Annotated in this window: 29 protein-coding genes; all 29 read left to right on the top strand. The window is 63.3% G+C overall.

Features of this window, described 5'->3' with window-relative positions; all coding sequences use genetic code 11:
* The 29 genes from tuf to rpsK all read left to right on the top strand — a co-directional run bounded on the left by tuf (position 1) and on the right by rpsK (position 17,172).
* Positions 1-1,194: an elongation factor Tu gene (gene tuf, locus ACX0GZ_RS01795; RefSeq protein ID WP_458812743.1), complete on the top strand. Its 1,194-nt coding sequence runs from the start codon at positions 1-3 to the stop codon at positions 1,192-1,194.
* Positions 1,195-1,428: 234 nt separating this feature from the next.
* The gene (locus ACX0GZ_RS01790; protein WP_458812741.1) at positions 1,429-1,923 is read left to right on the top strand and encodes a hypothetical protein; all 495 of its coding nucleotides are present in this window, start codon (positions 1,429-1,431) and stop codon (positions 1,921-1,923) included.
* Positions 1,924-2,124: 201 nt separating this feature from the next.
* Positions 2,125-2,433 carry a 30S ribosomal protein S10 gene (gene rpsJ / locus ACX0GZ_RS01785; protein WP_159713877.1) on the top strand — a complete coding sequence of 103 codons (309 nt, stop codon included), beginning with the start codon at positions 2,125-2,127 and terminating at the stop codon, positions 2,431-2,433.
* Positions 2,434-2,737: 304 nt separating this feature from the next.
* The gene (gene rplC / locus ACX0GZ_RS01780) at positions 2,738-3,595 is read left to right on the top strand and encodes a 50S ribosomal protein L3 (RefSeq protein WP_458812739.1); all 858 of its coding nucleotides are present in this window, start codon (positions 2,738-2,740) and stop codon (positions 3,593-3,595) included.
* Between the two features lie 2 nt (positions 3,596-3,597).
* The gene (rplD, locus tag ACX0GZ_RS01775; RefSeq protein ID WP_458812737.1) at positions 3,598-4,224 is read left to right on the top strand and encodes a 50S ribosomal protein L4; all 627 of its coding nucleotides are present in this window, start codon (positions 3,598-3,600) and stop codon (positions 4,222-4,224) included.
* Entirely contained in the window at positions 4,217-4,531 is a 315-nt protein-coding gene (locus ACX0GZ_RS01770) for a 50S ribosomal protein L23 (protein ID WP_458812735.1), read from the top strand. Before rplD ends, ACX0GZ_RS01770 begins: the two co-directional genes overlap by 8 nt.
* Positions 4,532-4,535: 4 nt before the next feature.
* The gene (gene rplB / locus ACX0GZ_RS01765; protein ID WP_458812733.1) at positions 4,536-5,384 is read left to right on the top strand and encodes a 50S ribosomal protein L2; all 849 of its coding nucleotides are present in this window, start codon (positions 4,536-4,538) and stop codon (positions 5,382-5,384) included.
* The gene (gene rpsS / locus ACX0GZ_RS01760; RefSeq protein WP_458812731.1) at positions 5,384-5,662 is read left to right on the top strand and encodes a 30S ribosomal protein S19; all 279 of its coding nucleotides are present in this window, start codon (positions 5,384-5,386) and stop codon (positions 5,660-5,662) included. The genes rplB and rpsS overlap by 1 nt, the downstream gene beginning before the upstream one ends.
* Positions 5,662-6,039: a 50S ribosomal protein L22 gene (gene rplV, locus ACX0GZ_RS01755; RefSeq protein WP_458812729.1), complete on the top strand. Its 378-nt coding sequence runs from the start codon at positions 5,662-5,664 to the stop codon at positions 6,037-6,039. The genes rpsS and rplV overlap by 1 nt, the downstream gene beginning before the upstream one ends.
* A 3-nt stretch (positions 6,040-6,042) precedes the next feature.
* Positions 6,043-6,750 (top strand): 30S ribosomal protein S3, encoded by a 708-nt coding sequence (gene rpsC / locus ACX0GZ_RS01750; protein WP_458812727.1) that lies wholly within the window; start codon positions 6,043-6,045, stop codon positions 6,748-6,750.
* A gap of 25 nt (positions 6,751-6,775) precedes the next feature.
* Complete coding sequence (rplP, locus tag ACX0GZ_RS01745; RefSeq protein WP_458812725.1) at positions 6,776-7,207, top strand: 50S ribosomal protein L16; 432 nt, start codon at positions 6,776-6,778, stop codon at positions 7,205-7,207.
* Between the two features lie 4 nt (positions 7,208-7,211).
* Positions 7,212-7,415 (top strand): 50S ribosomal protein L29, encoded by a 204-nt coding sequence (gene rpmC, locus ACX0GZ_RS01740; protein ID WP_458812723.1) that lies wholly within the window; start codon positions 7,212-7,214, stop codon positions 7,413-7,415.
* 12 nt (positions 7,416-7,427) lie between these two features.
* Entirely contained in the window at positions 7,428-7,706 is a 279-nt protein-coding gene (gene rpsQ, locus ACX0GZ_RS01735) for a 30S ribosomal protein S17 (protein ID WP_458812721.1), read from the top strand.
* 84 nt (positions 7,707-7,790) lie between these two features.
* On the top strand, positions 7,791-8,159 hold the full coding sequence (gene rplN, locus ACX0GZ_RS01730; protein WP_458812719.1) for a 50S ribosomal protein L14: 369 nt from the start codon (positions 7,791-7,793) through the stop codon (positions 8,157-8,159).
* Positions 8,159-8,479, top strand: coding sequence for a 50S ribosomal protein L24 (rplX, locus tag ACX0GZ_RS01725; RefSeq protein ID WP_458812717.1), 321 nt, complete (start codon positions 8,159-8,161; stop codon positions 8,477-8,479). Before rplN ends, rplX begins: the two co-directional genes overlap by 1 nt.
* On the top strand, positions 8,472-9,059 hold the full coding sequence (gene rplE, locus ACX0GZ_RS01720) for a 50S ribosomal protein L5 (RefSeq protein ID WP_458812715.1): 588 nt from the start codon (positions 8,472-8,474) through the stop codon (positions 9,057-9,059). Before rplX ends, rplE begins: the two co-directional genes overlap by 8 nt.
* Positions 9,060-9,078: 19 nt before the next feature.
* Positions 9,079-9,384, top strand: coding sequence for a 30S ribosomal protein S14 (gene rpsN, locus ACX0GZ_RS01715; RefSeq protein WP_458812713.1), 306 nt, complete (start codon positions 9,079-9,081; stop codon positions 9,382-9,384).
* A gap of 11 nt (positions 9,385-9,395) precedes the next feature.
* The gene (gene rpsH / locus ACX0GZ_RS01710; RefSeq protein WP_159713851.1) at positions 9,396-9,791 is read left to right on the top strand and encodes a 30S ribosomal protein S8; all 396 of its coding nucleotides are present in this window, start codon (positions 9,396-9,398) and stop codon (positions 9,789-9,791) included.
* The gene (gene rplF, locus ACX0GZ_RS01705; protein WP_458812710.1) at positions 9,791-10,324 is read left to right on the top strand and encodes a 50S ribosomal protein L6; all 534 of its coding nucleotides are present in this window, start codon (positions 9,791-9,793) and stop codon (positions 10,322-10,324) included. The genes rpsH and rplF overlap by 1 nt, the downstream gene beginning before the upstream one ends.
* Positions 10,324-10,680 carry a 50S ribosomal protein L18 gene (gene rplR / locus ACX0GZ_RS01700; RefSeq protein WP_458812708.1) on the top strand — a complete coding sequence of 119 codons (357 nt, stop codon included), beginning with the start codon at positions 10,324-10,326 and terminating at the stop codon, positions 10,678-10,680. Before rplF ends, rplR begins: the two co-directional genes overlap by 1 nt.
* 3 nt (positions 10,681-10,683) lie before the next feature.
* Positions 10,684-11,412, top strand: a complete 729-nt coding sequence (gene rpsE, locus ACX0GZ_RS01695) for a 30S ribosomal protein S5 (protein ID WP_458812706.1) — start codon at positions 10,684-10,686, stop codon at positions 11,410-11,412.
* A 6-nt stretch (positions 11,413-11,418) separates the two neighbouring features.
* Complete coding sequence (rpmD, locus tag ACX0GZ_RS01690) at positions 11,419-11,613, top strand: 50S ribosomal protein L30 (RefSeq protein WP_458812704.1); 195 nt, start codon at positions 11,419-11,421, stop codon at positions 11,611-11,613.
* A 98-nt stretch (positions 11,614-11,711) separates the two neighbouring features.
* Positions 11,712-12,269 (top strand): 50S ribosomal protein L15, encoded by a 558-nt coding sequence (gene rplO / locus ACX0GZ_RS01685; protein WP_458812702.1) that lies wholly within the window; start codon positions 11,712-11,714, stop codon positions 12,267-12,269.
* Positions 12,270-12,552: 283 nt separating this feature from the next.
* A complete protein-coding gene (gene secY / locus ACX0GZ_RS01680) occupies positions 12,553-13,920 on the top strand; it encodes a preprotein translocase subunit SecY (RefSeq protein ID WP_458812700.1) in 1,368 nt (455 codons plus the stop codon).
* Between the two features lie 44 nt (positions 13,921-13,964).
* Entirely contained in the window at positions 13,965-14,627 is a 663-nt protein-coding gene (locus tag ACX0GZ_RS01675) for an adenylate kinase (RefSeq protein ID WP_458812698.1), read from the top strand.
* Between the two features lie 286 nt (positions 14,628-14,913).
* Positions 14,914-15,432 carry an SRPBCC family protein gene (locus ACX0GZ_RS01670; RefSeq protein WP_458812696.1) on the top strand — a complete coding sequence of 173 codons (519 nt, stop codon included), beginning with the start codon at positions 14,914-14,916 and terminating at the stop codon, positions 15,430-15,432.
* Positions 15,433-15,519: 87 nt separating this feature from the next.
* Complete coding sequence (locus ACX0GZ_RS01665) at positions 15,520-16,143, top strand: beta/gamma crystallin-related protein (protein ID WP_458812694.1); 624 nt, start codon at positions 15,520-15,522, stop codon at positions 16,141-16,143.
* A 175-nt stretch (positions 16,144-16,318) separates the two neighbouring features.
* A complete protein-coding gene (gene rpsM / locus ACX0GZ_RS01660) occupies positions 16,319-16,687 on the top strand; it encodes a 30S ribosomal protein S13 (RefSeq protein ID WP_458812692.1) in 369 nt (122 codons plus the stop codon).
* A 95-nt stretch (positions 16,688-16,782) separates the two neighbouring features.
* Complete coding sequence (gene rpsK, locus ACX0GZ_RS01655) at positions 16,783-17,172, top strand: 30S ribosomal protein S11 (protein WP_458812690.1); 390 nt, start codon at positions 16,783-16,785, stop codon at positions 17,170-17,172.
* The last annotated feature ends 60 nt before the right edge of the window (positions 17,173-17,232 follow it).

Below are 17,232 nucleotides of genomic sequence, written 5' to 3'. Positions count from 1 at the left end.
ATGGCCAAGGCAAAATTCGAGCGGACCAAACCGCATCTCAACATCGGCACCATCGGTCACGTCGACCACGGCAAGACCTCGCTGACCGCAGCGATCACCAAGGTGCTGGCAGAAACTTCGGGCGGCACCGCTGTTGATTTCGCCAACATCGACAAGGCACCGGAAGAGCGTGAGCGCGGCATCACCATTTCGACCGCACACGTCGAATATGAAACCGAAAACCGCCACTATGCGCACGTCGACTGCCCCGGCCACGCCGACTATGTGAAGAACATGATCACCGGCGCGGCGCAGATGGACGGCGCGATCTTGGTCGTGTCGGCAACCGACGGCCCGATGCCGCAGACCCGCGAGCACATCCTGCTCGCGCGCCAGGTCGGCGTGCCCGCAATGGTCGTGTTCCTGAACAAGGTCGATCTGGTCGATGACGAGGAAATCCTCGAACTCGTCGAAATGGAAGTCCGCGAGCTGCTGAGCGCGTACGAATTCCCCGGTGACGACATTCCGATCATCAAGGGTTCGGCAACCTGCGCGCTGTCGGGTTCGGACCAGAAGCTGGGCCAGGACGCGGTTCTGGAACTGATGAAGGCCGTCGACGAATATATCCCGCAGCCCGAGCGTCCGCTCGACAAGCCGTTCATGATGCCGATCGAAGACGTGTTCTCGATCTCGGGTCGCGGCACGGTCGTCACCGGCCGCGTCGAAACCGGCATCGTCAAGGTTGGCGAAGAAGTCGAAATCGTCGGCATCCACCCGGAAGTCCGCAAGACCACCGTTACGGGCGTCGAAATGTTCCGTAAGCTGCTCGACCAGGGCCAGGCTGGCGATAACGTCGGCGCGCTGATCCGCGGCGTCGCTCGCGACGAAGTCGAGCGTGGTCAGGTGCTCTGCAAGCCCGGTTCGATCAAGCCGCACACCGAATTCAAGTCGGAAGTGTATGTGCTGTCGAAGGAAGAAGGCGGCCGTCACACGCCGTTCTTCGCGAACTATCGTCCGCAGTTCTACTTCCGCACGACCGACGTGACCGGCACCGTCGAACTGCCCGAGGGCACGGAAATGGTCATGCCCGGCGACAACGTCGCGCTCGGCATCAAGCTGATCGCGCCGATCGCAATGGACGTCGGCCAGCGCTTCACCATCCGTGAAGGCGGTCGTACCGTCGGCGCGGGCGTCGTGAGCGCGATCGACAAGTAAGTATTCGACCCCGCTTAGGGGTTGGAGACAAGAAGGCCCGGCTTCCCGTGAGGGAGGCCGGGCTTTTTCGTTGACGATATGGACTGGTTTGGAACTGTACCGGGTTCAGCGACGCTCGCCATCGGGCATGTCACAACATCATCCGTTCGTTTCAAGCGAAGGCGAGAAACGCGATCCTGGCGGTCGTGATGTGTTTCTCGACTTCGCTCGAAACGAAGGGGTAGGGTGAGGCCAATGCGATATCTGATGATCTTTCTGGCGTTGGGTCTGCTCACCGCCTGTGACCGTGAACCGGACGCGCCTCCGCCCGCCAACCTGTCGTTCGAAGGCCTGCCCGTCACCGGCGATCTGGATTTCGCCCGCAGCGCCGGATTTGCGCGCTGCATGGAGCTGGGCCGGTATCTGCGCTGTCGACGGGAGGGCGTGGAGTTTGGGGGAGGGGGACCCTATCACGCCGCGGTGGATGCAATTGGGCGCGACGGCGCGAGCGGGTTCCACGAATTGAGCCTGTGGAGCGAGACCGACCAGTCGGCGCTGTCGCGGGTCGGAAATGCGATGGTGGCTGACGGATGGCAGGAATGCCGGACCGGCGAGGAGGATCGCGGCGACCAGCGCATCCTGACCAGGGCGGGCTCGCCGGTGCGAATCTCGATCGACATCACCTATTGGGGCAACCGTCGCTTGCGGATCATTCCGGAGCGGGGGCAGGCGACCGGGCATTGCTGGTAAGCCTGCCGGACTGGTTCGGCGTAGAATATCCCCGTTTCCGAAGAAAATCCGAAATCCAGGGTTGATCCCCGCGGTCCACCGCTGTAATGGCCCGCCTTCAGTTTTCGTTTGAACCAGCAAGAGGCGGCCTTCGGCCGTCACCCCGGTATTCGCCGGGTTGACGAATGAAGAGCAGCCCCGCTCTTTCGCATCGGTAGGGACATGGACAACAATATCCGCATTCGCCTGAAGGCGTTCGACCATCGCGTGCTCGACCAGGCTGCCGGCGACATCGCCGACACCGCGCGCCGCACCGGCGCTTTGATCCGTGGCCCCATTCCGCTGCCGACCCATATCGACAAATTCACGGTCAATCGTGGCCCGCACATCGACAAGAAGTCGCGCGAGCAGTTCGAGACCCGCACCTACAAGCGGATGCTCGACATCGTTCAGCCGACTCCGCAGACGGTCGATGCGCTGATGAAGCTCGATCTCGCAGCGGGTGTTGATGTTGAGATCAAGCTGGCGTAAGGACGCCGCTTCTCGAACACGACGAGATTCGTTTTCGCGCCGCTTGGCCGGAAACAGGCTCCCCGAACCGGGTGAGCCGCGAGGGTAACACCTCAGAGACAAGTTAGGGATACCGCCGGGGTTCGCCTCGGGCCTGCGTCCCCCGTCTTGTTCCGGCTTTGGCCGGGACATTCAGCCCGGACGGGGGCTCGTAACGAAATCAGGGTTGGTGGGTTCCCATTGAAGTAATGCTTCGATGGGGTCCCGGTCACGCCCGCGGGGACATGGGGTTCTCGTGGGCCTCTGTTATAGGAGTGAATGGATCATGCGTACTGGCGTGATCGCGAAGAAGATGGGGATGACCCGCCTGTTCCAGGACGATGGTCGGCATGTGCCGGTTACCGTGCTTCAGTTGGACGGGTTGCAGGTCGTCTCGGTTCGCGAAAAAGATCGTGATGGCTATGTCGCCGTCCAGCTCGGTGCTGGATCGGCCAAGTCCAAGAATGTCGCCAAGCCGCAGCGGGGCCAGTTCGGCAAGGCCGAAGTGGAGCCCAAGGCGAAGCTGGTGGAATTCCGCGTCGCCGACGATGCGGTGCTTGAGGTTGGCGCGGAAATCGCCGCCGACCATTATGTCGCTGGCCAGATGGTCGATATCCAGGGCGTGACCCAGGGTAAGGGCTTTGCCGGTGCCATGAAGCGCTGGGGCTTCGGCGGTATGCGTGCGACCCACGGCGTTTCGGTTTCGCACCGTGCGCATGGTTCGACCGGTCAGCGCCAGGATCCGGGTCGCGTCTTCAAGAACAAGAAGATGGCCGGTCACATGGGCGCACGCAATCGCACCCAGCAGAACCTGGAAATCGTGTCGACCGACGCCGCGCGCGGCCTGATCTTCGTCAAGGGCTCGGTGCCCGGCTCGAAGGGTGGCTGGCTGATCGTCAAGGACGCGGTGAAGGTCGATCGTCACGCCGACGCGCCGTATCCGGCGGGTCTGCTCGACCGTAACGTGGAACTCGAACCCGTCGTCGCTTCGGTGGACGAAGGTGCGGTTCATGAAATTCCGGCGCTGCCGAGCGATGAAGAAGTCGCTGCAGGCGTCGTCGCTGCCGATGATGCAGGTGCAGGCAAGGTCGATCCCGATGCGGGTGAAGCCGATGGCGCCACCGAAACCGGCAAGGAGGGCTGAGCGTGAAGATCAAGGTTCAAACCCTCGACGCTAAGGGCAAGGGCGACATCGAATTGAACGATGACGTCTTCGGTCTCGACCCGCGTGCGGACATCCTGCACCGCGTCGTCACCTGGCAGCTTGAGAAGCGTCGTGCGACCGCACGCGGCACCCGCGAGCGTTCGGACGTTGCGCGCACCGGCAAGAAGTTCGGTCGCCAGAAGGGCGGAGGCACGGCGCGTCACGGCGATCGTCGCGCTCCGGTGTTCATCGGCGGTGGTAAGGCGCACGGCGCCCGCGTCCGTGACTTCAACCCGTCGCTGAACAAGAAGATTCGCGCGCTGGGCCTGAAGATGGCGCTGTCGAGCCATGCCAAGGCGGGTTCGCTGATCGTCATGGACTCGCTGACGCTGAAGGACGCCAAGACCAAGGCGCTGAAGGGCGATCTGGCCAAGCTGGGCTTCGGCAAGACAGCGCTCGTCATCGATGGCGACATGGTCGAAAACAGCTTCGCACTGGCCGCCGGCAATCTGTCGGAAATCAGCGTGATGCCGGTCGTCGGCGCCAACGTCTATGATATCCTGAAGCATGACACGCTGGTGCTGACCCGCGCCGCTGTCGAAAAGCTGGAGGCGCGTTTCAATGGCTAAAAAGCCGACCAAGGCGGTCGATATCCGCCATTACGACGTGGTGCTCGCGCCCCACATCACCGAAAAGTCGACGCTCGTCAGCGAGCAGAACGCGGTGGTGTTCAGGGTCGCGAACACCGCGACCAAGCCCGAGATCAAGGCAGCCGTCGAAGCGCTGTTCAACGTCTCGGTCACGGGCGTGAACACGATCGTCCAGAAGGGCAAGACCAAGCGCTGGAAGGGTGCTCCCTACAAGCGTTCGGACATGAAGAAAGCGATCGTGACGCTGAAGGACGGCGATTCGATCGACGTCACGACGGGGGTCTGAGGCAATGGCACTCAAGCATTTTAATCCGACGTCGCCGGCCCGCCGCGCGCTCGTCCTCATCGACCGCTCGGGCCTGCACAAGGGAGGCCCCGTCAAGGCGCTGACCGAAGGCAAGCGCAAGACCGGCGGCCGCAACAACAAGGGCCACGTCACCAGCCGCGGTATCGCGGGTGGCCACAAGCAGCGTTATCGCATCGTCGATTTCAAGCGCCGCCTGTGGGATGTCGAGGGCACGGTTGAGCGGATCGAATATGATCCCAACCGCACCGCGTTCATCGCGCTCGTCAACTATGGCGCCGATGATGCTGGCAAGGATCGTCTGGCCTACATCATCGCGCCGCAGCGTCTGGGCGTCGGCGACAAGGTGATCGCGGCGAAGAAGACCGACGTGAAGCCGGGCAACGCGATGGAACTGGGCCAGGTGCCCGTCGGCACGATCGTCCACAATGTGGAGATGAAGCCGGGCAAGGGCGGTCAGATCGCACGTTCGGCAGGCACTTATGTGCAGGTCGTCGGCCGCGATCGCGGCATGGTCATCGTTCGACTGAACTCGGGCGAGCAGCGTTATATCCATGCCAATTGCATGGGCACGGTCGGCGCGGTGTCGAACCCGGACAACCAGAACCAGAATCTGGGCAAGGCCGGTCGCAACCGCTGGCTGGGCAAGCGTCCGCTGACCCGCGGCGTCGCCAAGAACCCGGTCGACCATCCGCACGGCGGTGGCGAAGGCCGGACCTCGGGCGGCCGTCATCCGGTCACCCCCTGGGGCAAGCCGACCAAGGGTGCGCGCACCCGCCACAACAAGGCGACGGACAAGATGATCATCCGTAGCCGTCACGCGAGGAAGAAGTAATGGCTCGCTCGGTATGGAAGGGTCCGTTCGTGGACCTGCACCTTCTGAAGAAGGCAGAAGTCGCTCAGGATGCGGGCAACCGCGCAGGACCGATCAAGACCTGGTCGCGCCGCTCGACGATCCTGCCGCAGTTCGTTGGTCTGACGTTCAACGTCTATAACGGCCGCAAGTTCGTGCCGGTGTCGGTGAACGAGGAAATGGTCGGCATGAAGCTCGGTGAATTCGCGCCCACGCGCTACTTCCCCGGTCACGCCGCCGACAAGAAGGGCAAGCGCTGATGAGCAAGCAGAAAGCTCCGCGCCGCGTCGCCGATAACGAGGCGCTGTCGGTCGGCACCCAGATCCGTGGTTCGGCCCAGAAGCTGAATCTGGTCGCGGGCCTGATCCGTGGCAAGAAGGCGGGCGACGCGATGAACATCCTGTCGTTTTCGACGAAGGCGATGGCAATCGACGCGCGCAAGGTTCTGGCTTCGGCCATCGCCAACGCGGAAAACAACCACAATCTCGACGTCGACGCGCTCGTCGTCGCCGAGGCGTCGGTCGGCAAGTCGATCACGATGAAGCGGTTCGCAACGCGCGGTCGCGGCAAATCGACTCGCATCCTGAAGCCGTTCTCGCGCCTTCGGATCGTCGTTCGCGAGCAGGAAGAGGCGTAAGTCATGGGTCAGAAGAGCAATCCGATCGGTCTGCGTCTCCAGATCAACCGCACCTGGGACAGCCGCTGGTTCGCCGAAGGCGCGGACTATGGCCGTCTGCTGCTTGAGGATCTGAAGATCCGCAAGTTCATCACCGAAACGCTAAAGCAGGCCGCGATCTCGAAGGTCGTGATCGAGCGTCCGGCCAAGCTGTGCCGCATCTCGATCTATGCCGCCCGTCCGGGCGTCATCATCGGCAAGAAGGGCGCGGACATCGAAAAGCTTCGCAAGAAGCTGGCGTCGATGACCTCGTCGGACGTGTCGCTGAACATCGTCGAAATCCGCAAGCCCGAAGTCGACGCCAAGCTCGTCGCCCAGGGCATCGCGGACCAGCTGGAACGCCGCATCGCGTTCCGCCGGGCGATGAAGCGTGCGGTCCAGTCGGCGCTCCGTCTGGGTGCCGAAGGCATCCGGATCACCTGCGCCGGTCGTTTGGGCGGTGCGGAAATCGCGCGTACCGAATGGTATCGCGAAGGCCGCGTGCCGCTGCACACGCTGCGCGCCAACGTCGATTATGCCGAAGCCGAAGCGCACACCGCCTATGGCGTCTGCGGCATCAAGGTCTGGATCTTCAAGGGTGAGATCCTGGGTCATGATCCGATGGCGCAGGACCGGCTGATGATGGAGGCTCAGACCTCCGGCGTGCGTCCCGCGCGCGAAGACCGCCGTTAATTGGCGCCGCTAAGGAAATAGAGAAATGCTGCAACCGAAGCGCACCAAATTCCGCAAGGCCTTCAAAGGCCGCATCCATGGCGAAGCCAAGGGTGGCACCAGCCTGAACTTCGGGTCGTACGGCCTGAAGGCGATGGAGCCGGACCGGATCACCGCACGCCAGATCGAGGCGGCCCGCCGCGCGATCACGCGTCACATCAAGCGTCAGGGGCGGTTGTGGATCCGCGTGTTCCCGGACGTGCCGGTGTCGTCGAAGCCCGCCGAAGTCCGCATGGGCAAGGGCAAGGGCTCGCCCGAATATTGGGCAGCCCGCGTCAAGCCCGGCCGCATCCTGTTCGAGCTGGACGGCGTTGCCGGTCCGCTCGCGGCGGAAGCGTTCGAGCGTGCGGCGATGAAGCTGCCGATCAAGGTCAAGGTCGTCGCTCGCCTCGGCGATACGACGCACCTGGAGGGTTAAAGCGATGACCAAAGCAAGTGATCTGCGGGTCAAGTCGGACGACCAGTTGTCGGAAGACCTGGGCAACCTGAAGCGCGAGGCATTCAACCTGCGTTTTCAGGCGGCGACCAGCCAGCTCGAAAAGTCGAGCCGGGTAAAGGAAGTCCGTCGCGACATCGCCCGTATCAAGACGCTGCAAGCCGAGCGTTCGCGCTCGGAAGCAAAGTAAGAGGACGAAACCATGCCGAAGCGCGTGCTGACCGGGAACGTGGTTTCCGACAAGGGCGACAAGACCGTGGTCGTGCTGGTGGAGCGGAAGGTTAAACATCCGCTCTATGGCAAGATCATCCGTCGTTCGAAGAAATATCATGCCCATGACGAGGGTAACGAGTACAAGGCTGGCGAAACCGTGCGGATCGAAGAGACCGCGCCGATCTCCAAGCTGAAGACCTGGAAGGTCATCGCACGGGTCAACACCCATGCGACGCCCGAAGAGGTTGCGGCCGCGGCGGAAGCCTGAGCCATCCGAACGGCCTCCGTTCGCGGGGGTGTAGAAGGCGGGTTCCGGTCAGAAATCGGACCCATATGAGAAGGAATTGGATCGATGATCCAGATGCAATCCAATCTCGACGTCGCTGACAACAGCGGCGCGAAGCGGGTGCAGTGCATCAAGGTGCTGGGCGGCTCGAAGCGTCGCACGGCCGGTGTGGGCGACGTCATCGTCGTCAGCATCAAGGAAGCGGCACCCCGTGGCAAGGTCAAGAAGGGCGACGTGCACCGCGCCGTCATCGTCCGTACGCGCAAGGACATCCGTCGCGCCGACGGTTCGGTGATCCGGTTTGACGGCAACGCCGCCGTTCTCGTCAACAAGAACGAGGAGCCGATCGGCACCCGTATCTTTGGCCCGGTGGTCCGCGAACTGCGTGGCCGCGGCTATATGAAGATCATCAGCCTTGCGCCGGAGGTGCTGTAATGGCGTCCGCTCGTATCAAGAAGGGTGACACGGTCGTCGTCCTGTCCGGCAAGGACAAGGGCCGCACCGGTGAAGTCACCAAGGCCATGCCGAAGGACGGCAAGGTCCTCGTCGCCGGCGTCAACGTTGCCGTACGTCACCGCAAGCCGAGCCAAGCGAACCCGCAGGGTGGCCTGGAGCGCTCGGAAGCGCCGCTGCACATCTCGAAGGTGGCACTCGCCGATCCCAAGGACGGCAAGCCCACTCGCGTCCGCTTCGAAGAGCGCGACGGCAAGAAGGTCCGTGTGGCCGTGAAGTCGGGGGAGGTCATCAATGGCTGATCAATACACGCCGCGGATGAAGTCGCTTTATGACGACAAGATCGCCAAGGCGATGACCGAGAAGTTCGGTTACAAGAACGTCATGGAAGTGCCGCGCATCGAAAAGATCGTCCTGAACATGGGCGTCGGCGAGGCAACGCAGGACAAGAAGAAGGTCGACCAGGCAGCGTCCGAAATGGAGCTGATCGCCGGCCAGAAGCCTGTCGTGACCAAGGCGAAGAAGTCGATCGCACAGTTCAAGCTGCGCGAAGGCATGGCGATCGGTTGCAAGGTCACCCTGCGCCGCGAACGCATGTACGAATTCCTCGACCGGTTCATCACGATCGCGCTTCCCCGCGTTCGCGACTTTCGTGGCCTGAACCCCAAGTCGTTCGATGGCCGTGGCAACTATGCGTGCGGCATCAAGGAACAGCTGATTTTCCCCGAGATCAATTATGACCGCATCGATCAGGTGCGCGGCATGGACGTGATCGTCACCACTTCGGCTAAGACCGACGAGGAAGCCCGCGAGCTTCTGCGTCTCTTCGGCTTCCCGTTCCCGCAGGAAACTGCGGACGGTGAAGCGAAGCAAGCTGCGTAAGGAAGGAAGAACTTAAGTCATGGCGAAACTGAGTTCGATCAACAAGAACGAGAAGCGTCGCAAGATGGTCGCGAAATACGCGCCCAAATATGCGAAGCTGAAGGCGATCGCGAACGACGAAAGCCTGGATGAGACCGAGCGTCTGATCGCTCGTCTGAAGATGGCGGAACTGCCACGCAACGGCAATCCGACGCGCATCCGCAACCGTTGCGAACTGACCGGGCGTCCGCGCGGTTATTATCGCAAATTCCGTCTCGCACGCGTGATGCTGCGCGATCTTGCCAATCGCGGCATGATCCCCGGTGTCGTGAAGTCGAGCTGGTAAGGATCTGATAGATGGCTTTGACCGATCCCCTGGGTGATATGCTCACCCGCATCCGCAACGGCCAGCGCGCGCGCAAGGACAGTGTCCTGACGCCCGCGTCGAAGCTGCGTGCCCGCGTCCTCGACGTGTTGCAGCGCGAAGGCTATATCCGCGGTTATTCCGAAGAGCAGATGGGACCCGCCGCCGGCATCCGCATCGAGCTTAAGTATTTCGAAGGCCAGCCTGCGATCAAGCATGTCGCGCGCGTCTCGAAGCCTGGTCGTCGCGTCTATTCGGCTTCGAAAGAGCTGCCGATCGTCCGCAACGGCCTCGGCATCACCATCGTATCGACGCCGCGTGGCGTTCTGTCCGACGCCGAAGCGCGCGAACAGAATGTCGGTGGCGAAGTGCTCGCGGAGGTGTTCTGATGAGCCGCATCGGTAAGAAGCCGGTCACCGTTCCCGCGAACGTGACGGCGACGATCGAAAACGGGATCGTCAGCGTAAAAGGCCCCAAGGGCACGCTGACCATGCCGGTGTTCGACGACATCAAATATGAAACCGTCGATGGTGGAATCCTGGTGACGCCAGCAAACGACACCAAGCGCGCTCGCGCGTTCTGGGGCATGCAGCGCACGATGGTTCAGAACCTCGTGACCGGGGTGACCGAAGGCTTTTCCAAGAAGCTGCTGATCACCGGCGTCGGCTATCGTGCCAGCGCACAGGGTCGCAAGCTGAAGCTGCAGCTCGGTTACAGCCATGATGTCGATATGGACGTGCCGGAAGGCATCGACGTGAAGACGCCCGACCAGACCACGGTCGAAATCTCGGGCATGGACAAGCAGAAGGTCGGCCAGATGGCCGCGGAGATCCGTCGTTGGCGCAAGCCCGAACCCTATAAGGGCAAGGGCATCAAGTATGACGGCGAGTTCATCTTCCGTAAGGAAGGGAAGAAGAAGTAATGACCAAGGGTCTCTCACTCTTCGAGAAGCGGCGTCGCCGCAATCGTACCGCGCTGCGTGCGCGTGGATCGGGCCGTCCGCGGCTTTCGGTGCACCGTTCGGGCCAGCACATCTATGCCCAGGTGATCGACGACGCGGAAGGCAAGACGCTTGCCGCCGCATCGACGCTGGACAAGGACGTGCGCGGCAAGGCGGGCGCGAACAAGGAAGCAGCCGCCGAAGTCGGCAAGCGCGTGGCGGAAGCCGCGAAGAAGGCCGGCGTGACGCAGGTCGTGTTCGATCGTGGCGGTTTCCTGTTCCACGGACGCGTCAAGGCGCTGGCGGATGCCGCGCGCGAAGGCGGATTGGAGTTTTAAGGCATGGCTGACGAAAACAACCAGACCGCGCCTGCGGAAAACACCGGTGCAGCAGCGGGCGCACCCGATGCGGGCGCTCCACAGGGCCGTGGCCCGCGTGGTGGCCGCGGTCGTGGCGGCCCCGGCGGCGACAATCGCGGTCGCGGCGGTCGCGACAATCGTGGCGGACGCGACAATCGTCGCGGCGGCCCGGACGATGGCGGCGAAGAGCTGATCGAAAAGCTGGTCCACATCAACCGCGTTTCGAAGACGGTGAAGGGCGGCAAGCGCTTCGGCTTTGCAGCTCTGGTCGTCGTGGGCGACGGCAAGGGCCGTGCAGGCTTCGGTCATGGCAAGGCGCGCGAAGTGCCGGAAGCCATTTCGAAGGCGACGGCGGCTGCCAAGAAGGCGATGGTCCGCATTCCCCTGAAGGAAGGCCGCACGCTGCATCACGATGGCAACGGCCATTTCGGTGCGGGTCGCGTGACCGTCCGCACGGCGCCTCCCGGCACCGGCATCATCGCGGGCGGCCCGATGCGCGCCATCTTCGAATCGCTGGGCGTCGCGGACGTGGTGACCAAGTCGGTCGGTACCTCGAACCCCTACAACATGATCCGTGCGACCTTCGAAGCGCTGGGCGAGCAGACCTCGCCCAAGTCGGTCGCGCAGCGTCGTGGCAAGAAGATCGCCGATCTGCTCGGCCGCGGTGGTTCGCAGACCGCCGAGGCGGATGCGGCTGCGATTGCGGAGTAAGCGACAATGGCTAAGAAAGAAGCAGCCGGCACGGTGAAGGTGACCCAGACGGGTTCGCCCATTCGCCGCACCGAAGATCAGCGCGCGACGCTGATCGGCCTGGGCCTCAACAAGATGCACAAGACGGTCGAGCTGAAGGACACCCCCGAGGTGCGCGGCATGATCCGTAAGGTTGCACACATGGTATCGGTCGAGGGTTAAGCCCTTTCGACTTATCAGGTGACAGACACGGGGGAGGGGGCTATGCGGCCCCCTTCCTCATTTTATCAGCGCGAACAAAGCGAAAGCGAGTGCAGACCATGAAACTCAACGAAATCCGCGACAATGATGGCGCCCGCAAAGGCCGGGTGCGCGTCGGACGCGGCATCGGCTCGGGCCTGGGCAAGACCGCAGGGCGCGGCCAAAAGGGTCAAAAGAGCCGTGGCGGCGTCGCCATCAACGGCTTCGAAGGCGGCCAGATGCCGCTCCACATGCGGCTGCCGAAGCGCGGCTTCAACAACATCTTTGCCAAGGATTATGCCGAAGTAAATCTCGGCGCGATCCAGAAGCTGGTCGATGCCGGCACGCTCGACAAGGGCGCGACGATCGATCACGCGGCGCTGAAGGCTGCTGGCGTCGCACGCGGCGGCAAGGACGGCGTCCGTCTGCTCGGCAAGGGTGAGATTTCGGCCAAGCTGAAGTTCGTCGTGGCCGGCGCGTCGAAGGGCGCGATCGAGGCGGTCGAAAAGGCCGGCGGTTCGGTCGAGGTCATCAAGGTGACCCCGGCGGCTGAAAAGGCGGCAGCCAAGAAGGGCAAGACCCGCGAAGCGCGCATCGCCGACAAGGAAGCCAAGCAGAAGGCCGCCAAGAAGGCCTGAGGCTGAGGCTTCGCGCCCGATCCTAACCGTTCGTCCCGAGTAGCTTTCGAGTAGCGGCGTCAGCCGCGTATCGAGAAGGCATATCGAGGGAGCGCCCCAAAGGGGGTCTGTCTCGATACGGGTTCTCGACAAGCTCGAACCCTACTCGACACGAACGGATTTGGGGGACGGGAGGGGCTTTGTTCAAAAGCCCCTTAGACAAGCTGGGCAAGACCCCTATATGGGCGGCGGGGGGCGCGGGTAACGCATCTCCGCCGCTTTTGTTTCCGGGACGATTACGCACATGGCATCCGCAGCCGATAATATGGCAACCAACCTCAACTTGTCGAAATTCGGCAAGGCGACCGAGCTGAAAAAGCGCCTTTGGTTCACGCTGGGCGCGCTCGTTATCTTCCGGTTGCTCAGCTATGTGCCGCTGCCCGGCATCGATCCGACCCAGCTGAACCTGCTCGCGCAGCAGACGCAGGGCGGCGTCCTCGATTTCTTCAACACCTTCTCGGGCGGTGCGCTCGAGCGGATGTCGGTGATCGCGCTGGGCGTGATGCCGTACATCACCGCGTCGATCGTGGTTCAGCTCGCGACCAGCCTGTCCCCCCAGCTTGCCGCCATCAAGAAGGAAGGCGAAGCGGGGCGCAAGAAGCTCAACCAATATACCCGCTACGGCACGGTCGGGCTGACCGCGATCCAGGGTTATTTCATCGCCGTCGGCCTCGAAGCGTTCGGCGCATCCGCAGGTGCGCAGGCGGTGATCCAGCCGGGGATGCTGTTCCGCATCGGCTGCGTCATTTCGCTCGTCGGCGGCACGATGTTCCTGATGTGGCTGGGCGAGCAGATCACCAGCCGCGGCGTCGGCAACGGGATCAGCCTCATCATCATGGCGGGTATCGTCGCGCATCTGCCGACGACGCTGGTGCAGTTGTTCGAAAGTGGCCGTTCGGGCGGCATCAGCGCGATCAGCCTGGCGCTGATCGGCGTTGCGGTGGTCGGCCTGATCCTGTTCATCTGCTTCATGGAGCGCGCCCAGCGCCGCATCCTGATCCAGTATCCCAAGCGCCAGACCCAGCGCGGGGTACAGGCCGAGCGCAGCCATCTGCCGCTCAAGATCAATACCGCTGGCGTGATTCCGCCGATCTTCGCATCCTCGCTGCTGCTGATGCCGCTGACGATCAGCCAGTTCGCCGGACAGGACGCCAGCCAGGCGGATTCGACCTGGGGCAGCTTCCTGATCGGGATGAACCAGTATCTGGCGCACGGCCAGCCGCTCTACATGGCGCTCTATGGCGCGGGCATCATCTTCTTCTGCTTCTTCTACACCGCGGTCGTGTTCAACCCGGAAGAAACCGCGGAAAACCTGAAAAAGCATGGCGGGTTCATCCCCGGCATCCGTCCGGGCAAGAATACCGAAAATTATCTCGATTACGTACTGACGCGGATCACCGTCGTCGGTGCGGCCTATCTGACGCTGATCTGTCTGCTGCCCGAATATCTGGTGTCGGCGATGTCGATCCCGTTCTACCTCGGCGGCACTAGCCTTCTGATCGTGGTGAACGTAACGATGGACACCGTGACGCAGATCCAGTCGCATCTGCTGGCGCACCAGTATGGCGACCTGATCAAGAAGGCGAAGCTGAAGGGCGGTCGCGTCCGCTGATTTGAGCGGTCGTACGATCGGCCAGGGCGAAGAGGGGCTGTGCTTTGAACATCATCCTGCTGGGACCGCCGGGTGCGGGCAAGGGCACCCAGGCCAGCCGTCTGGTCAGCGAACGCGGCATGGTGCAGCTGTCCACCGGCGACATGCTGCGCGCGGCGGTGAAGGCAGGCACGCCGACCGGGCAAAAGGCCAAGGCGGTGATGGAGGCGGGGCAACTCGTGTCCGACGAGATCGTGTCGGGGATCATCGGCGAAGCGCTCGACGCGCTGGGGCCGGAGACCGGCGTGATCTTCGACGGCTATCCGCGCACCGAAGCGCAAGCGGTATCGCTCGACGGCCTGCTGTCCGAGCGCGGACGCAGCCTGCATCACGTCATCGAACTGGTGGTCGATGAGGAGGCGCTGGTCGATCGCGTGACCGGGCGCTTCACCTGCGCCCATTGCGGCGCGGGCTATCACGATCGCTACAAGCTGCCCAAGGTCGAGGGCGTGTGCGATAAATGCGGGCATGGCGAATTCAAGCGCCGGCCCGACGACAATGCCGAAACCGTCCGCACGCGCATGGCCGAATATCGTGCCAAGACCGCGCCGATCCTGCCGATCTACGAAGCGCGCGGAATCGTCCAGCATGTCGACGGCATGGCGGACATCGACCATGTATCGGGCGCGATCGAAGCGATCCTGGAACGCGAACCCCGCCCGGCTTAAGGGGCTTCGCGAAAAGCATATATCGCTGAGAGAGGGATAGTGCTCCCGCGACGGCGGGAGCCCAGGGTGGCGGATGTCGGCGCTCGATTGCTGTGGACTCCGCCTGCGCGGGAGCACGGAGCGCGAGAAGGCTCTGCCTGTAAGAATCCAAATCCCGTTCGTTTCGAGCGTAGTCGAGAAACGTATCCCACTGACCGGAACAGGTTTCTCGACGGCGTTCGAAACGAACGGGTGTCGGGGCAGCGCGCCGGTGATAGGATCGCGGCATTTCGTTCGAGAGGTTCCCATGCGCCTTGCACTCCTGATCCCGGCATTGCTCGCAACCGCACCGGCGTCCGCCGAGGTCGTCAAGGTCGAGGGATCGACCTTCGTCGTCGAACACAAGCTGACCGTGGCCACCACTCCCGATGCGGTGTGGCGGGCGCTGTCGGAACCTTCGCGCTGGTGGTCTAAGGCGCACAGCTGGTCGGGGGATGCGGCCAATCTGTCGATGGCGATGCTGCCCGGCGGATGTTTCTGCGAGGCGTTGCCCGATGGGGGCGGGGCGGAGCATGCGCGGGTGATCCATGCCGCGCCGAACCGGCTGCTCCGGCTGTCGGGTGCGCTGGGACCGCTGCAACAGGGGGCGGTGACGGGCACGCTGAGTTTCGAGATGATGGGCGCAGGACAGGGCACCGCGCTGGTCGTGCGCTATGTCGTCAGCGGCTATACCGGCATGGATGCGGCCAAGCTCGCGCCGCTGGTCGACGGCGTCATCGGCGAGCAGGCGGCGGGGTTGAAGCGTGCCGCAGAGGCGGGGGATTGATCGCTTGACCGACTCGCCCGATCGGTAGACCCTTCGCGCGATATAGGCGGGGGACCAGCCGGTCTCGTGCTGGCAAGGGAGGCGAGGATGGTTTCGGCTTCTGCACGGTGGGCGTTGGTTGTGGCGGGCGGCGTGGTGCTGGCGGCGGGTGCTGCGGTCGCGCAGGATCAGGACGAGCGCCGCTGGCCTACGGGGGGTCAGCGGGCCGAAGCAACCATCTATCGCGACAGCAACTATCGCGGCCCGGCAGTCGCGGTGGAGCGCGAGCAGCCCGATCTGCGGCTGGCCTGGGGCGTGCGGTCGATCCGCGTGCGCAGCGGCACCTGGCAATTATGCCCGGAGGCCAATTATCGCGGCAACTGCATCATCGTCGATCGCGACACCCCCGATCTGGGCCTGCGTCTGGGGTTGCTGAGGCGGCTTCAGTCGATGCGGCCGCTGGGCGGGAGCGGCGGCGGTGGTGGCCAGGCACCGGGCGATTTCCGGTCGCTGCGCGGGATGGCGTCGGAATTCTACCCGGCGCCGTCGATGCGCGGTGAGGGGCGGGTGCTCGGGTGTCGGCGTGGATCGCCGACTTCGGCTTGTGCGAAGCAGAGCGCTGACCAGTTCTGCCGCCAGGCCGGTTGGAACGGTTCGGCGCGACAGGCGCTTGAGACGGTGGGGCAGCGTGTCTATCTTGCAGATACGTTGTGCGTGCGATCGGGCTATTAAGCCCGCGCACCGCTTGACTCGCCCCGCTCGCGGGCCTATCTGCCCCTTATTCCGAAACCCGGTTGGCCGGCGGCGCTGTTTTCGCGCGCGCCGGTGTCGTGCGTTTCGGAAGTTCAACGCGACGAGATGGGGTGTGCTGCCATGCCGCCCCGTGGAGCTGGGAGAAACATAGCTCATGGCACGTATTGCGGGTGTAAACATCCCGACCAACAAGCGCGTATTGATCGCGCTTCAGTATATCCACGGCATCGGCCAGACCAAAGCCAAGGAAATCATCACGAAGCTGGGGATCGCGGACACTGCCCGCGTCCAGGACCTGACGGACCAGGAAGTCCTCCAGATCCGCGAAACCATCGATTCGGACCACACCGTGGAAGGCGATCTGCGTCGCCAGACCGCGATGAACATCAAGCGTCTGATGGACCTCGCCAGCTATCGCGGCCTGCGTCATCGCAAGGGCCTGCCGGTTCGCGGCCAGCGCACGCACACCAATGCGCGCACCCGCAAGGGCAAGGCGAAGCCGATCGCAGGCAAGAAGAAGTAATTAGCGCGGGGCGCTAATTACTCCGTCGGAGACAGGCTTGAGGCTGACAGCCCGCCGCTCTCCGTCAACGAGATTTCAGGTCAGGATAGAATCCAATGGCACAAGCACCGCAGCGTCTTCGCCGTCGCGAACGCAAGAACATCACCTCTGGCGTCGCGCATGTGAACGCCAGCTTCAACAATACGATGATCACGATCACCGACGCCCAGGGCAACGCCATTTCGTGGTCGTCGGCCGGCATGATGGGCTTCAAGGGTTCGCGCAAGTCGACGCCTTATGCCGCTCAGGTCGCCGCCGAAGACGCCGGCAAGAAGGCCGCCGAGCACGGCGTCCGCACGCTGGAAGTCGAAGTGAAGGGTCCGGGTTCGGGCCGCGAATCGGCGCTCCGCGCGCTTCAGGCGGTCGGTTTTCAGATCACGTCGATCCGCGACGTCACCTCGATCCCGCACAACGGCGTTCGCCCGTCCAAGCGTCGCCGCGTCTGATTTTCGTCTTCGAAGCCGGCGCGCGCATGCCCAATGGACGGGGTGTTGCGCGGGCCGGTT

It is taken from the genome of Sphingomonas aestuarii, from assembly GCF_054457155.1.
Note: the sequence above shows the minus strand (reverse complement) of the source record. Positions and strands in the feature narration are given on the sequence as shown.

Bases quoted from the DNA above. Each gene is read 5' to 3' on its own strand.
- rpsJ (WP_159713877.1), top strand. From the start codon at position 2,125: ATGGACAACAATATCCGCATTCGCCTGAAGGCGTTCGACCATCGCGTG.
- rplE (WP_458812715.1), top strand. From the start codon at position 8,472: ATGGCTGATCAATACACGCCGCGGATGAAGTCGCTTTATGACGACAAG.
- rplB (WP_458812733.1), top strand. From the start codon at position 4,536: ATGGCACTCAAGCATTTTAATCCGACGTCGCCGGCCCGCCGCGCGCTC.
- rpsN (WP_458812713.1), top strand. From the start codon at position 9,079: ATGGCGAAACTGAGTTCGATCAACAAGAACGAGAAGCGTCGCAAGATG.
- ACX0GZ_RS01770 (WP_458812735.1), top strand. From the start codon at position 4,217: ATGGCTAAAAAGCCGACCAAGGCGGTCGATATCCGCCATTACGACGTG.
- rpsK (WP_458812690.1), top strand. From the start codon at position 16,783: ATGGCACAAGCACCGCAGCGTCTTCGCCGTCGCGAACGCAAGAACATC.
- rplC (WP_458812739.1), top strand. From the start codon at position 2,738: ATGCGTACTGGCGTGATCGCGAAGAAGATGGGGATGACCCGCCTGTTC.
- ACX0GZ_RS01670 (WP_458812696.1), top strand. From the start codon at position 14,914: ATGCGCCTTGCACTCCTGATCCCGGCATTGCTCGCAACCGCACCGGCG.
- tuf (WP_458812743.1), top strand. From the start codon at position 1: ATGGCCAAGGCAAAATTCGAGCGGACCAAACCGCATCTCAACATCGGC.
- rplR (WP_458812708.1), top strand. From the start codon at position 10,324: ATGACCAAGGGTCTCTCACTCTTCGAGAAGCGGCGTCGCCGCAATCGT.
- rplN (WP_458812719.1), top strand. From the start codon at position 7,791: ATGATCCAGATGCAATCCAATCTCGACGTCGCTGACAACAGCGGCGCG.
- rpmD (WP_458812704.1), top strand. From the start codon at position 11,419: ATGGCTAAGAAAGAAGCAGCCGGCACGGTGAAGGTGACCCAGACGGGT.
- rplX (WP_458812717.1), top strand. From the start codon at position 8,159: ATGGCGTCCGCTCGTATCAAGAAGGGTGACACGGTCGTCGTCCTGTCC.
- secY (WP_458812700.1), top strand. From the start codon at position 12,553: ATGGCATCCGCAGCCGATAATATGGCAACCAACCTCAACTTGTCGAAA.
- rplV (WP_458812729.1), top strand. From the start codon at position 5,662: ATGAGCAAGCAGAAAGCTCCGCGCCGCGTCGCCGATAACGAGGCGCTG.
- rpsC (WP_458812727.1), top strand. From the start codon at position 6,043: ATGGGTCAGAAGAGCAATCCGATCGGTCTGCGTCTCCAGATCAACCGC.
- rpsE (WP_458812706.1), top strand. From the start codon at position 10,684: ATGGCTGACGAAAACAACCAGACCGCGCCTGCGGAAAACACCGGTGCA.
- ACX0GZ_RS01790 (WP_458812741.1), top strand. From the start codon at position 1,429: ATGCGATATCTGATGATCTTTCTGGCGTTGGGTCTGCTCACCGCCTGT.
- ACX0GZ_RS01665 (WP_458812694.1), top strand. From the start codon at position 15,520: ATGGTTTCGGCTTCTGCACGGTGGGCGTTGGTTGTGGCGGGCGGCGTG.
- rplP (WP_458812725.1), top strand. From the start codon at position 6,776: ATGCTGCAACCGAAGCGCACCAAATTCCGCAAGGCCTTCAAAGGCCGC.
- rpsS (WP_458812731.1), top strand. From the start codon at position 5,384: ATGGCTCGCTCGGTATGGAAGGGTCCGTTCGTGGACCTGCACCTTCTG.
- rpmC (WP_458812723.1), top strand. From the start codon at position 7,212: ATGACCAAAGCAAGTGATCTGCGGGTCAAGTCGGACGACCAGTTGTCG.
- rplF (WP_458812710.1), top strand. From the start codon at position 9,791: ATGAGCCGCATCGGTAAGAAGCCGGTCACCGTTCCCGCGAACGTGACG.
- rpsQ (WP_458812721.1), top strand. From the start codon at position 7,428: ATGCCGAAGCGCGTGCTGACCGGGAACGTGGTTTCCGACAAGGGCGAC.
- rplO (WP_458812702.1), top strand. From the start codon at position 11,712: ATGAAACTCAACGAAATCCGCGACAATGATGGCGCCCGCAAAGGCCGG.
- rpsM (WP_458812692.1), top strand. From the start codon at position 16,319: ATGGCACGTATTGCGGGTGTAAACATCCCGACCAACAAGCGCGTATTG.
- rpsH (WP_159713851.1), top strand. From the start codon at position 9,396: ATGGCTTTGACCGATCCCCTGGGTGATATGCTCACCCGCATCCGCAAC.